The following is a 14,140-nucleotide window of genomic DNA, read 5'->3' as shown; positions in this document are numbered from 1 at the left end:
GATCAGGGAGGTGAGCGAGCGTGCAGAAGATAACGCGAGACTTGCGACAGATGTATATCATCTGCGCCCACTCACTCGTTGATGGAAGACTTGATCTTGACAATGTAGAGGATTCCGGATTCGACAGCGATCTGCCCGTGTTCACGGTTGGCAAGGTCGCGACACTGGCGAAAATTCACCCGCAGACTTTGCGACAGTATGACCGTTTGGGTTTGGTGGTACCGAAGCGCACGCGGGGCGGTGCTCGTCGATATTCACTTCGCGACATTGATAGGTTATGTCAGGCGCAGCACTTAAGTCAGGACGAGTCGATTAATCTGGCGGGAGTCACGCGTATTCTTGCCTTGCAAGAGGAAAATCGCCAGCTCCGACGTGAAATAAGACGCATGCGTGTACCCAGCGGTTCGAGCGTATTCGCTGCTGGGCGCAATGGCGAGGTTATTGAAGTGCAGCGTTCCGAGCGTGCGCGCCTGTGGCGTCACGAAACGCATCGTAATGATGAGGAGCTCGTTGCTTTTGACGAGACGGATGAGCTAGGTTCGTCGCGTTCTCTGATTATTTGGGGTTCGGATCAAGAATTCTAAGAGATTTGCGGGTTGCTTGCTCTTACTCCGGTGCGTTTCAGATGAGATTTCCGAGTTTTGTGACAATTGCACAGCATAAACGCGCAGAATTGTTGAAATGGTGTATCGAAACAAGCGGATCTTAGCGATCTATACCGTGCAATTGCCACAAAACTCGGAAATCTTGTTGTCCAACGCGAATTTCGTGGTCGGCTTTCACATATTTTTGGGCCAATTTTCAATTCGATGGTGCGGGAGAATGTGAAGATTTGCGTGATTCATAACGAAATAGGGACGATGCTGTATAGTTAAGACCCGTTTGGGACTGCATTAAGTCCCCGTCGCTGGAACGCTCTGATTATCGGGATTTAATTCACGAATTTTTTGCCTTGCTTGCGACTACGCGGCAAGGCTTCGGCATGTCTGCTGCATATATTTTCATGCCCAATACGAAAGGTAACCGGTGTCCACTTCGGTTTCACAACATTCACAGACACAAACACACCCAACCCAAGACTTGAAGCATATGCAGGAAGATGACTCCCAGCATGCGGATGAGAAGAAAATTCCATTCTCAGAACTTGGCGTTCCTGAAATGATTTGCAGGGCTCTCGCCTCAGAGGGCAAGGCGACCGCATTCCCGATTCAAAAAGATACCCTGCCGGATTCACTTGCAGGACGAGACATTCTTGGCCGTGGAAAAACAGGTTCGGGTAAGACACTCGCGTTCGCGATTCCCTTGGTTGTAAGACTCGGCATGCAAGGTGGTGCTGAAGACGATGAAGCTCTTGAGCGCTATGAACGCGTAATGCGCAAGCGTGGCGGGCAGCTTGAAGACGAGGGTCGCAACGGAAGAAACCGCGGTGGCAATCGCCGATCAGGCAAGAGCCAACGACGCATGCCTTTGCCAGAGCCGCGCGGTTTGATTCTCGCTCCGACTCGTGAACTTGCAAACCAGATCAACGAGGTTGTTGAACCTCTGGCCGCTCTATGCCGCCTGCAGACCACAACTGTCTATGGTGGTGTACGCCAGCAACGTCAGGTCGATGCTCTTCGCGCGGGTGCGGATATCGTTGTCGCATGCCCAGGTCGTCTCGAAGATTTGCTCAGGCAGCATTTGCTTTCGCTCGATGCAGTCGAAGTGACCATCCTTGATGAGGCTGATGAGATGGCAGATATGGGCTTCTTGCCTGCTGTTGAGCGCTTGCTGGAGCAGATTCCCAGCGAAGCTCAGCACATGCTCTTCTCGGCAACACTTGACCATGGCATCGATGAGTTGGTGCACAGATTCCTGCATAATCCAAAGGTGCACGAGATCGATGATGCCACAGCACATGTATCGACCATGACGCATCACATCTTTGAAACGACTCAGGCCACCAAGCATGAACTTGTGCGTACCTTGGCGTCTGGCAAAGGCAAGCGCATTCTCTTCACCAGAACCAAGTATCAGGCGAAGAAACTGGCCAAGAACCTCACCAACAGCGGCATTCCTGCCGCCGAGCTTCACGGTAATCTTTCACAGAACCAGCGTGACCGAAACCTCAATGCATTCAGCAACGGCTCTGTTCGTGTGCTGGTTGCAACTGATGTTGCCGCTCGTGGTGTGGATATCAGCGGTGTCGAGCTGGTTGTGCAGGTCGACCCACCGGCAGATGCAAAGTCATTCCTGCACCGTTCGGGAAGAACCGCTCGCGCAGGACACGAAGGCGATGTGGTGACCTTGGTGCTCCCCGAGCAGCGCAGAGATGTGCGTCGCATGCTTCGTATGGCGAACATCACCAGCAAGCCCGTTTCGGTGACCAGTGATTCACCAGTCGTGGAGTCGCTCGTCGGTCAGCATGCCGCTCGTGTTGATGACTGGACCCTTGAACCGCTTGAGCCGGTTCAAGGTTCAGGCAGCCATCGTCGTGGCAGCCGTGGTGAGCGCTCTGGTCGCAGGCATGGTCAGAACAGCTCTTCTTCACGTCCAGGATCACGTAATGAGCATGCTCGTAGCCGTCGTTCCGAGCATCAGCACAACTCGGAGCACAGCCCGATGCGCGGTAGCGACTCCCGTGGATCTGCACCACGCAGACACAGCAAGAAAAATCGCGCACCATTCAGAATTTCCGGTCGCTGAAGGTTTGTCTCGATGGGTGCCATCGCTCCATCGGGCAGTGATGGTACCCATTCGTGTACTCTGCAACAGGGGTGCTCCGCAGCCCGATATGCTCCGACGGCTGTATTGACCCCGGGGTGTGCAAGTTGACGAACGATGAAAGGCATGATTAATGAAGCTCAAAGCCGTTTTCTGGGATATGGATGGAACCCTTATCGACTCCGAGCCTTATTGGCATCAGGCTGAAATTGAGATTGCTCACGCACACGGCGGCGAGTGGAACGAAGAGATCGGTTGGCAACACTCAGGTTTTCCGGTGTCTATGTGCGCGCAGGCCATGGTTGACCACGGCACCCAGCTCGCGGTTCCTACCATCGTCAAGATGCTGATTGAGCGAGTTGCTCAGCTTGAAGAGGAACGCATGCCTTGGATTCCAGGCACTATCGAACTGCTTATCGAGTTGGCCAAGCACAACATTCCATCGATTCTGGTAACGGCATCACCCAGACGTATGGCCGAAGCAGCAGTTCATCAGGCCCCCGACGATGTTTTCTCTGGCTTCGTCTGCGGTGACGATAATTTGCCCAAGAAGCCCGATCCTGCGCCGTATCTTCAGGCATGTAAAGTGGCGAACGTGCCACTCGCCGAAATCCAACAATGCATCGCCATCGAAGATTCGCGGCCAGGGTTGCAATCAGCGGTGGCTTCCGGCGCAACTACGGTTGCAATTACAGGGTATTCGAAGAGTCCGAATGCATACGGCCAGGAGTTCGCATCGATTGAGACGTATGCCCAGACCAGTGTAAAGATGCTCTCCGAACTCGTTGAGAAGCGCAGTATCCAGCATAGCTGAATCAAAGCGATGCTCCACACGCGACTGGCATTAGCCGCTTGGTGGAGTACTCGCAGATTCAGGAAAAGCGCTCGACAAGATTCGGGTCTGGTCGAGGAACGCCCTGCTGGTCTCGTAACAGTCCTGCACAAAGCCAGCAATGTGGTCTATTTCCCATGCCTTCGCATCGTGTATCAATCGGTATCGCCCTTCCAAAGGGGCAGTCGTCATCATCGTGATAAAACCTGCGTCGGCCACCAGTTTCGGTGTAAAAAGGTTGACACATCATCGTGATCACCTCAGCTTGGTAGATGGATAGTCAATGATAACTCGATATTGACAACAATGAGGTAAGACACGCAACTGGTTTATACACAGACTATAAAATCCATATATGAAAATCCCCCATCCGTATAAAACGGACAGGGGATTTTCATATCACTCACCGGAAGCCAGGGCTGTTCATTCGCATGAATCTGCCGAAAGGCGTTATCCGATTACATGTGATGCTTCAGCGGGCTGCATCCTTGGCATCGTTCTTGATCTCGACACCCTTTTTTTCAGCCTTGGCTCCTGCGACTTTTGCATTGGCCTTCAGCTCGTCGCCTTTATCCGAGGCAATGTCTTTTACCTCGTCGGCCTTGTCAGAACCAGCCTTCTTTGCATCTGCAAATTTTTCGCTGACTGCATCCTTCAAGTCTGCTGCAGCATCCGAAACCTTATCACCAGCGTCTCTGGCAGCTTTCTTGGCATCATCCATTAATCCCATTGCAACCCCCTTCGCTTGTTGAATATAACGATTCTGAATATACAGGTTCAGAGACCAAAAGTGTTGAATTTGGGTGTTATTGGCGTGTTATCAGCAGTCAGCTGAGAAACGCCGAGTGTTTCCCGGCTGACTGCGCCCCACTCGACCTGATGCCACGGCCCGACTTAGAAAGCGTCGTCGATCCTCGGTTCGGCTATGACCTTGATGTTCACGAATTCGTGAATGCCAAGATCGATCAGCTCGTGGCCATATCCAGAACGGTTCACGCCGCCGAATGGAATATCAGCTTTCACACCGGTCGGATGGTTGATGAACATCATGCCGGTCGTGATCTTGCGGGAGACATCCCAGGCGCGGGCGGAATCCTCGGTGAACACGGATCCGCCGAGTCCGAATGGTGTTCCATTGGCAACCTTGATTGCCTCAGCTTCGTCCTTCACACGGTAGATCGAGCTCACCGGTCCGAACATTTCGGTCGTATACGCTGGATTATCGGGTGTGATGCCGGTCAGGATGGTGGGCTGGTAGAAGGCGCCCGTTTGCGGAACAGGATCTCCGAGCCGTTCTGCATGGGCTCCATGCTTTATGGCCTCCTTGACCTGCTTGTCCAGAATATCAACGGCCGACTGCGTTGAGAGCGGAGCAAGCGTCGTACTTGGATCAAGAGGATCTCCCATCCTGAGCTTGGCGACACCGGCGCGGTATTTCTCAAGGAACTCGTCGTAGAGGGAATCGACGACGATGATGCGCTTCGAAGACACACAGACCTGACCGCCATTCCAATGGCGACCGATAACCGCCCAATTGACAGCTTTGTCCAGATTCGCATCTTCGAGAATGATGAATGGATCGGAACCACCGAGTTCGAGGGTGCTCTTCTTGAGATACTTGCCAGCCGTCGATGCTATCGCCGCGCCAGCGCCTTCACTACCGGTAAGGGCCACGCCCTTGACACGTGGATCGGCGAGAATGAGTTCGTTCTGGTCGTGTGACGCAAACAGATTGGTGAAAACGCCATCAGGCAGGCCCGCCTCCTTGAACAGCTTTTCGAAGGCCACGGCTGAACGAGGCACGTTCGAAGCATGCTTGAGTAGCAGCGTATTTCCAGCAATGAGCTGTGGCGCTGCGACTCGAACGATCTGGTAATACGGGAAGTTCCAAGGTTCGACCATATAAAGCACGCCAAGTGGTTCGTAATCAAGCTTGACCTTGCCATCGGGGAAACCTTCCACATGGATCGTGCGAGGCTGAAGCTCTTCCTCACCATGCTCAACGTAATAGTCGAGCATCTTTGCGGTAAGTTCGACCTCTGCCTCTGCTTCGCCGATGAGCTTACCCATGTCGGTGGTGAGGATGCGCGCATAGTCGGTGTGACGCTCGCGAAGAATTCTGGCAATGTTCGCCAGAATCTCTGCACGTTTTGCGAACGATGTTTCCTTCCAGGACTGGAATGCTTCATCTGCCTTGGTGATGGCGCATCTGACCTCATCGTCAGTTGCGGTATCGAACGATTCAATAAGTTCGCCGGTATACGGATTAATTGATTGATATGCCATGAGTCACTCTTCCTTGGGCGATTATGTCGCTTGTGCAGGTCAGATTCTTCATGTGTTGTGCAAGGTCTTTTCAGATCAACGCAGCATGTGAATTGTCTGGGGCGGGAGAGCTGACATGCATACATTGATGCATCACCGGCCCCCTTGCCTGCATTAATTATGCACCCGTTGTGACTAAATGAGCTGAAAGTGTGAGCCAATTGACAATTATTTGCCGTCGGCGAAGTGAAAATGCCATTGGAGAGGTGTGCAAGATTCAATTCGACGAACAGTGGTGTTCATTGTGAACTTCGCAAAGTATAGAAGCACATTTTCCGCATTCAATCGACGTGATTTCGCTGTTATTCGGCCTCTCTACTTTGTGGAGTTCACAATGAACGGGTCTGTCTTGTCGTTGAGACTGAGCAGAGTGGTTTTGGCAGCAATCGATGCCGGAGATGGCTGAAAATTTGCGAGAAATGGCAAGAAGTTGAACAGAAAATGACAGAATCGAATAATTGTGCAGCAAGGCGAGAACCATCAGCGATAGAAATCCATGGTGCGCGCGTCCATAATCTTAAAAATATTGATCTCTCGATTCCGCTGCACCAGCTTGTCGGAATTGCGGGAGTCTCGGGCTCTGGAAAATCTTCACTTGCCTTGGGGATTCTCTATGCGGAAGGGGCACGACGCTATCTGGATGCGCTTTCGACATACACGCGCAGACGCATGACGCAGACCGCAAAGCCACAAGTGGATTCGGTGAAATACATTCCGCCAGCCTTGGCATTGCGCCAGCGACCAGGTATTGGAGGAGTGCGTTCGACCTTTGGAACTTCGACGGAACTGCTGAACGTCCTGCGTCTGATGTTCTCGCGCTTGGCATCTCATCGTTGCCCGAACGGACATTACAACGCACCCACACTCAAGGTAGCCGCAGAGATCGCATTCAACTGCGAGGTGTGCGGCAAACCGATACATGCGCCGAGTGCCGAGGAACTGGCGTTCAACTCTCTCGGGGCATGCCCGACATGCCAGGGAACTGGAATCGTTCGGGATGTCGATGACTCGACGATTGTTCCCGATCCCACGTTGACCATTGATGAAGGCGCAGTGGTCCCTTGGCGCACATTCGGATTCAATGTGCAGCCTGCAATAGTGCACGAATTCGGCGTTCGCATTGACGTGCCGTGGAACCAGTTGACAGATCGTGAAAAAGACATAGTTTTCAACGGTCCTGAAGAGAAGAAGCATATTACCTTCACTTCGGTCAAGGGCGTGCACGAGCTGGATTTCACATTTCGCAATGCACGTCTCACGGTGTTGGACGAACTCAAGCGAGCCAATGATGAGAAGCGCCTGGCAAAGGTAACTAAGTTTGTGGTTGAGCGACAATGTCCAACGTGCGAGGGTACAAGGCTCAGTGAATTGGCTCGAGCACCGAGGATCGAAGAACACAATCTGGCAGAAGTGACCGCGTGGCCTCTCACGAAAATTCAGCAGTGGGTCCGGACGATTCCTGACACTGTGCCGACTTCCATGCGAATGATGGCGCAGGATCTCGTTGATGCATTCATGCTGATGAGCCGAAGGTTGGTGCAGCTGGGCCTAGGATATTTGACCCTTGATCGCTCTTCCGCATCACTCTCAACAGGCGAACGTCAGCGCGCACAACTTTCGCGTGCAGTCCGCAACGAGACGACCGGCGCACTGTATGTGCTTGATGAGCCATCAACAGGTCTGCATCCTAGCAATATCGAGGGTCTAATGGGAGTGATGCGCGACTTGCTGGCGGATGGCAATTCGGTTGTGCTGGTTGATCACGATACCGGTGTCTTGAAGCGAGTCGACCACCTCATTGAGATGGGGTGTGGTGCGGGTCGATTGGGTGGTACCGTGATAGCTCAAGGAACGCCGAGTGAAGTCGCTGCAGACCCAATATCGCGAATTGGTGGTTTCCTGGACGGTTCCGAGCCGGTAATGTGCAGAGATCGCAACACAGTTGACTTGCAGAGCGGCTCATGCATTCATATGAAGACTTCACCGATTCACACGGTGCATGCCCTCGATGTGCAAGTGCCGAAAGGCAGAATGACCGCCGTCACCGGCGTATCCGGATCTGGCAAAACCACGATGGTGCTTGAGTCACTGGTGTCCGGTCTGCGAGCGCTCGCCGACGCCCAAAAGTTACCGGCACATGTGAACAGCCTTGACAATGCTGAAATCACACGCGTTCGAGTCGTTGATTCAACGCCTATCGGTATCAATGTGCGTTCAACGGTTGCAACATATACAAGTGTCATGGACGCATTGAGACGCGTGTTCGCGGCGACCGACGATGCTCGCAAGCGCAAGCTTAAGCTTTCCGACTTTTCGTATAACACCGGTTCGCTGCGTTGCCCGGAGTGCGATGGAACGGGTCAAATCAGCCTGGATATTCAGTTCCTGCCTGATGTAACGATCACTTGTCCAGTGTGTCAGGGCTCTCGTTACAGACCGAATGTTGGGGATATTCATGTGAAGCTTGCATCGGCTGAAGGTATTCAAAGCCTTACGCTGCCTGAGCTGCTCAATATGGGAGTGGATGATGCGCTGCCACTCTTTGCTGATCGTGGTGTCGAAGATCGGACTGCAACTGATGCTTCGATTCCGCACGCAAGTCTACGGCGTATCTACAAGGCGCTCGCTACCCTGAGCGATCTGGGACTTGGATATGTAAAGCTCGGTGAGGATACTCCCTCGCTTTCCGGTGGTGAGGCACAGCGTCTCAAGCTCGCCAATGAACTGGGCAAGCGGCACACGAGCACGATGTTCATACTTGACGAGCCGACAACAGGACTGCATCCGCTTGACGTGCGAACCCTGCTCAAGGTTCTGCAACGCCTTATCGACAAAGGTGCGACGGTTGTGTTCATCGAGCATGACCTTGACATGATTGCCAATGCCGATTATGTAATCGATATGGGCCCCGGCGGAGGGCAGGCGGGCGGACGAATTGTGGCATCCGGTACACCGGAGGAAATAGCTTCCAACCCACATAGCATCACCGGCAAGTATCTGCACAGGCATCTGAACAATGAAACAGTCGAAGCGTCCAGACATTGAACCTGTCGTGCATTCAGAACATGTGCAACAGGTGTTCCCATGCAGTTTTGCAATAAGCAGGGAATAAGATGGGCATGGTCAATTGGAGGATATATGCGCTCGCTATTTCTTACCTCGATGTTCGCCCCTTTGGCCGCTGAGTTTCGCACTTTTGCTGGTGGCGATTGCAGAGGGAAGACCGCATGCCTTATTCCAACCGCGAGCTCGCAGCAGACCATCAAGCATTTCGTGAACGTGGATCGGCGCGCGCTGACCGCCTTGGGTATCAATGTTTCAGATCTTGAAGTTTCGAAAGCCTCTCTCAAGGAGATTCGAGAACGGATCGCTCGTAGTGATTACATTATGGTTACCGGGGGCAATACGTTCTACCTTCTGCAGGAATTGCGCAAAAGTGGTGCGGACCAGGCAATAATCGAACACATCAATGCAGGGAAGACGTATATCGGAGTTTCTGCAGGTTCGGTGATACTTTCTCCCAGCATCGATTTCATCTCACACATGGATTCCACAGATGCGGTTCCCAGCCTCAACGGTGATTATACCGGGCTTGGGGTGCTTGACTTCTATCTCTTGCCGCATGTCGGCAACTTCCCGTTCAAGGCAGCTGCCAAGGCAATCCAGCGTGACTATTCGCATCGCTACGATCTGCATGCCATATCAAATCGCGAAGCGATTGTGATTCGTGATGATTCCGAGAGCATCGTACGAGTCTGAAGCTCTCGAGCGCGTCATGATCTGAATGCGCGATCTGACATACACGCGGCTTATGATGCCCTGTGCTCCATATCATTCGTAACAGGGTTGGGGAAAATTATTTCTCTAAGAGTGTGCAACAGCTGAAATCCGTAAGATGAGAGTAACCTTGTGCCCAAGGGGGATGACTATGGCAAGCGACAAGAATAAAAACAAGAATAAAAACCGCGACGACGAGGAAGACTTCAAAGATTCCGAGCAAACCAATGACACCTACGGTTGGGGTGATGAGGAAGAGTCTCAGCACGGGCACATGAAGCTGTTCTGTGCCATAGCTGTGATTGCGAGTATCGCACTGTTCCTCTACTTCAAGTATTGCCGTGAAACGAAGGTTGAAATCCCAAAGGATTGGCAGAAGACCATCGATCGCGGTAACAAGCAGGTTCGCAAGGCGGTAAATGAGTCGTTGAACAATGCGACTTCCGCTGTAAACGAGACTGTGAAGAATGCCAGCTCGGCCGTTGATGATGCCACCTCAAAGATTCGCGGTTCGGTACAGCAGATTCTCAACTGATTTCTTTTAAAGAATGCAGCATAATCGCGCAACTTCAAAAGAAGCTGCGCGATTATGCATTGCGATATTGCGATATTGCGATATTTTGAGTTTTGTGGCAATTTCAAAATATGCAGAGCTGTTTTTTGCGGAATATCGACTGCAAAACAATGATTTCTTCCATTGATACTTTGAAATTGCCACAAAACTCAAAATCTCGTTGTGCGGGGGCAAGTTTTCCTGGCTGAACAGCAACAACATGCCACTAATCAGTCGAAAGTTGTCGCGACAGCGCTTACGTCATCATGGGTGTGGCCGTTCTTGTCAGATTCGGTGTAGAGGCCGAGCACGGTGGTGAGAAGATCGTTGCGAAAACCGATGTCTTGCATCACATCCTTCATCAGACCAAGATCCTTTTCGAGTGCCGAAACCTCAAATTGTGCTGAATAGTCATGAGCGAGGATTTTCGCACCCTTGAGGTGTGCATATGGAGAATCCGTAGTGCCGCCGTCTATCACATTCAAGAAGAGACGAGGATCGACATGTTGCTGTTCGAGAACTTTCAACGATTGGCTGGCTGCAACGGTGATGCTTCCAAGCCAGAGATTACAGGCAAGCTTAACGGCAGTTCCATCTCCAAGATGCGGACCGCAGAATACGAGTTTCTTTGATACTGCCTTGGTGAAAGGATTCGCCCGATCAAACAGTGTCTGACTGCCCCCGCCCATAAGCACCAGTTGTGATGAATTGGCCTGATCCTTGCTGCCCATCATCATGGTTTCGATAACGTTCAAGCCGTGATTTTTCGCGTATTCATCAACCTTTCGAGCACCCTGTTTGCCAATCGTCGACATCTGCACCCAGATTGCGTCTGAGGGTGCTGAAGCGCTTGCCTGCTCAAGAACATTCATTACACTGTCTGCGTCGAATACGACGATGGCAATGATATCCGCCTGTGAAACTGCTTTCCTGATGTCTGGTTCAATATGAACCGAGTCTTTCTTCAAGTGTGCAGCATGCGAAATCGTACGATTCCAAGCTGTTACGTTGAATTCCTGAGCAGCGAGAACTTTGGCTATGCCACCGCCCATAATGCCCGTACCAAGAACGGTTATGTTCATCATGCCTCCTGAATTTCAATCTATATTCGGTCCAAGCCTAGGCATCGCGAATTGAATGAAGGTTTCGTACATCAAGATTTCGCAGAGGGCAATGTGCTGCTTGACATATACGTATCGCTGCATTGGCATGGAAATTGAATTCCAGAATGGCCGCCTCGGCGCTGCTTTGCAACTAGGCAAACGTCCGGTTGTGATTCTTGGAGGGATGGGTATCGAGGAATATCGTTCCGTCTGCCACATTGTCAAAACCGCGAATGTGTTGATCGTGCGTGACTATAAATGATTCGGAATAATGGTGGAGCCAATACAGTGCAAGCTGTACCGGAGTTCCATCGAATCGGTTGCCGCGAATATGCACGGTCGAAACCGATCTGCCTGGAATGTCAATGCTGTTGGATGCGCGATACAGTTCGAAAACGCCTTGCGTTGGAGCGAAATTTCTGAAGACATTATCGCTTATCGTGATGCCGTGCCAGCCTGAAGGTTTCACCATGCGATGAGATCGCGCGTAGAAAGCGACTCCCCACGAAGGCTGAGGGGTTTCACCTGTCCAATTGAAGGTATTGCGGGTTATGGTGATGTCATCGGCTGCATCGAAATGGATCACGGCACTGTTATAGCCCCCTGCACCTTCATAGGCAGCTGGATCTTCAACATAATTATCTTCGAACAGGCCAAAACGAATGTAGCTGCTCAGCTTCGTCGTGCGTGCATAGGCCATGTGTGTGCCAAACGGTGCAGCTGCGGGGAGCAGCAGACGGCCGGTTTTGCTGCGCAACGGTAGAAAGCGATTGTGGATAATCGACATATGCGTTGTCGGAAGATTGTCGAAGATCGTCTCTCGGTCGTAGTATCCGCTGGCTCCAAGCGCCGCGACATCCATCTGAAATGCCTCTTTGAAAGTCTGCCCTCGATTCGGAGAACCGATGACCGTGCTATTGCGAACGGTAATATTTGTGCTGCCATCAACATCCAAGAGATGACCGAAAGGGCGTTGCACCATGGAGAAGGTGCATGATTCGAAGGTAATGCGATTGGCATGAATGAGCGGTTGATAGATGGTCTGTGTCGGTATCAGATTGTGATATTCGCCTCGAAATGTGATGTTTTTCCATGTGACATCGTGCATGCCACCATATTCGGTTGCTCCGCCCGTTGGGTACCAGATAACCATGCCGCCGCGAGCATGCTTCGGCATCTGAATGAAGGATTTATTCCTATTCCCGAGCATGGTGACGTTGCTCACCATGTTGACAACATTCTTGAAAGCATAATGACCTGCCGGAAACGATATGGTTTTCGCAACGGCAACGGGAAGAAGTTGGAGAATGATATTCAGGCGCGGTGTATTGTTTTTCACCCCATTTGCCACTAAACCAGCCTTTACAGCATTGACGATGTGGTGAGAACTTACGTATGGGGTACCCCACAGCACTCGCGGTTTGTGCCGCAGAGTGAGCGGAATGGTCACCGGCGATCCTTGGCTGTTTTCGATATGCGCTGCGGGAATCGTAAGCGTGGTTTTGAGCGGTGACCCCGTCGTCCAGCACACATATTTCTCGGTTGCACCGGCCTTGCCGATGCGCACCACATGATCGACCGGACGTTTATTGGGGACCTGCACCTCACCAAACGGGCGATAGCCATCCATGAATTCCAATTCATATGGGCTGGTCTTTATGGATTTCGCGGTGCTGGGAGAGGCAAAGCTGATAGCATGAGCAACTTGCTTGGTCGCTGCAGAACCTCGTATCGCCGCAGCCTGGGCAATGGCGTGGAAAGTGAGCATCGAAAGGTAGATCAGCACCAGAGCACTCGCCATTGATAGTGTTGCGATCAAGCATATGCGAACGCGCGAGCTGAATATGTGCTCGCCTTTCGTGTTGCTGCGGTCTTTCTGAATGCTGCGCACATTCTCTCCTCGCACGTATCATCTGCTGATCTCTCAGGAATTCCTAGGAGACATTCAAGCAGAAAAAGCATGGAAATTCGAGAACATGCGGCGCATATGCGCAATCTCTCCTTGATGAGCATATGATGGGCTGCTTTCAAGGAGCCTTTCGAACAGTGTCAGCAGCGTTGTTGCCAAAATGCAGCGCTGCTATTGCCACGAACTTAATTAATCGTTATGGTGCACATCACATGTGATGAACAATACATATATCTCGATTTGAAACAAGAGTGTGACTGTAAAACAAAGCGCTACTTGGTTAATGTGATACAAGGCATGCATTGACTCAAGCATATGAATAGGTATTCATCTCTGTATCAATTGCGCATTAAAACACTGATATATCAATGAAATCATGTGAAATGAATTCAGAATTCTTAAGATTTATTGGTAGTGCCCGGGTTCTTGCGCACTTTGGTTTTTGTTTCCTGTGTGCGTTGTCAGTTCGCTTCCTGTATGGTGTCGTGGAGTCGGGACATGTCCAGGTAGCGGCGGGTCGACCACTGGTTGCCGGTGACGTAGCGGATTCTCGCAGTGATGAGCATCAATGCCGATCTACCATCCGGGAAAGCGCCCACCACGCGGGTTCTCCTGCGGATCTCCCGGTTCAACCGTTCGATCATGTTGTTCGTTCGGATGCGCCGGCGATGCTCGACCGGGTAATCCTTGAGCAGGTACGTGGTGGTCTCGTCGATGCCCTCGCGCAGGCACTTGGCGGCCTCCCTGAGTTTCCGCTCCTCCATCTCGGTGGCGACCTGCTCGGCCTTGGCCAACGCCGATTCGCGTGATTCCATCGCGAACACGGCCTTGAGCGCGTCCCCGGCCCATCGGGTGTGACGAGGGGAGACTTTCGAGAGCACGTTGCGCATGAAGTGCACCATGCACCGCTGGTAGCGGGCCTGTGGCAGGAGTTCACT

At 51.9% G+C, this 14,140-nt stretch carries 10 protein-coding genes and 1 pseudogene; 6 read left to right on the top strand and 5 right to left on the bottom strand.

Annotated features, from left to right (window positions below; genetic code table 11):
- The first annotated feature begins 20 nt into the window (after positions 1 to 20).
- The 3 genes and pseudogenes from BAQU_RS09785 to BAQU_RS09775 all read left to right on the top strand — a co-directional run bounded on the left by BAQU_RS09785 (position 21) and on the right by BAQU_RS09775 (position 3,517).
- Positions 21 to 584, top strand: a complete 564-nt coding sequence (locus tag BAQU_RS09785) for a heat shock protein transcriptional repressor HspR (protein WP_415447782.1) — start codon at positions 21 to 23, stop codon at positions 582 to 584.
- 505 nt (positions 585 to 1,089) lie between these two features.
- Positions 1,090 to 2,652, top strand: a pseudogene (locus tag BAQU_RS09780) (DEAD/DEAH box helicase); the annotation flags it as partial.
- A gap of 184 nt (positions 2,653 to 2,836) precedes the next feature.
- Complete coding sequence (locus BAQU_RS09775) at positions 2,837 to 3,517, top strand: HAD family hydrolase (RefSeq protein ID WP_094695196.1); 681 nt, start codon at positions 2,837 to 2,839, stop codon at positions 3,515 to 3,517.
- A 490-nt stretch (positions 3,518 to 4,007) separates the two neighbouring features.
- Here BAQU_RS09775 and BAQU_RS09770 read toward each other — a convergent pair whose 3' ends face one another.
- Both BAQU_RS09770 and BAQU_RS09765 read right to left on the bottom strand, forming a co-directional pair.
- Positions 4,008 to 4,265: a hypothetical protein gene (locus tag BAQU_RS09770; RefSeq protein ID WP_094695194.1), complete on the bottom strand. Its 258-nt coding sequence runs from the start codon at positions 4,263 to 4,265 to the stop codon at positions 4,008 to 4,010.
- 164 nt (positions 4,266 to 4,429) lie between these two features.
- Entirely contained in the window at positions 4,430 to 5,821 is a 1,392-nt protein-coding gene (locus BAQU_RS09765; RefSeq protein WP_094695192.1) for an NAD-dependent succinate-semialdehyde dehydrogenase, read from the bottom strand.
- A gap of 480 nt (positions 5,822 to 6,301) precedes the next feature.
- Here BAQU_RS09765 and BAQU_RS09755 point away from each other — a divergent pair, with 480 nt between their 5' ends.
- The 3 genes from BAQU_RS09755 to BAQU_RS09745 all read left to right on the top strand — a co-directional run bounded on the left by BAQU_RS09755 (position 6,302) and on the right by BAQU_RS09745 (position 10,172).
- Complete coding sequence (locus BAQU_RS09755) at positions 6,302 to 8,905, top strand: excinuclease ABC subunit UvrA (RefSeq protein WP_094695188.1); 2,604 nt, start codon at positions 6,302 to 6,304, stop codon at positions 8,903 to 8,905.
- Positions 8,906 to 8,998: 93 nt separating this feature from the next.
- A complete protein-coding gene (locus tag BAQU_RS09750) occupies positions 8,999 to 9,619 on the top strand; it encodes a Type 1 glutamine amidotransferase-like domain-containing protein (RefSeq protein ID WP_158215698.1) in 621 nt (206 codons plus the stop codon).
- A gap of 169 nt (positions 9,620 to 9,788) precedes the next feature.
- A complete protein-coding gene (locus BAQU_RS09745; protein WP_094695184.1) occupies positions 9,789 to 10,172 on the top strand; it encodes a hypothetical protein in 384 nt (127 codons plus the stop codon).
- A gap of 248 nt (positions 10,173 to 10,420) precedes the next feature.
- Here the strand turns inward: BAQU_RS09745 and BAQU_RS09735 are convergent, their stop codons facing one another.
- The 3 genes from BAQU_RS09735 to BAQU_RS09720 form a co-directional block, all read right to left on the bottom strand.
- Positions 10,421 to 11,275 (bottom strand): NAD(P)-dependent oxidoreductase, encoded by an 855-nt coding sequence (locus BAQU_RS09735; protein WP_094695180.1) that lies wholly within the window; start codon positions 11,273 to 11,275, stop codon positions 10,421 to 10,423.
- Between the two features lie 169 nt (positions 11,276 to 11,444).
- Positions 11,445 to 13,094, bottom strand: coding sequence for a hypothetical protein (locus tag BAQU_RS09730; RefSeq protein WP_094695178.1), 1,650 nt, complete (start codon positions 13,092 to 13,094; stop codon positions 11,445 to 11,447).
- A 569-nt stretch (positions 13,095 to 13,663) separates the two neighbouring features.
- Positions 13,664 to 14,140 (bottom strand): transposase (locus tag BAQU_RS09720; RefSeq protein ID WP_211277167.1); only part of this gene is annotated, 477 nt, incomplete at its 5' end.

The organism is Bifidobacterium aquikefiri (assembly GCF_002259795.1).
GTDB classification, from domain to species: Bacteria; Actinomycetota; Actinomycetes; order Actinomycetales; family Bifidobacteriaceae; genus Bombiscardovia; species Bombiscardovia aquikefiri.
The sequence above is the reverse complement of the archived record's forward strand: the minus strand, read 5'-3'. Positions and strand labels throughout refer to the sequence as shown.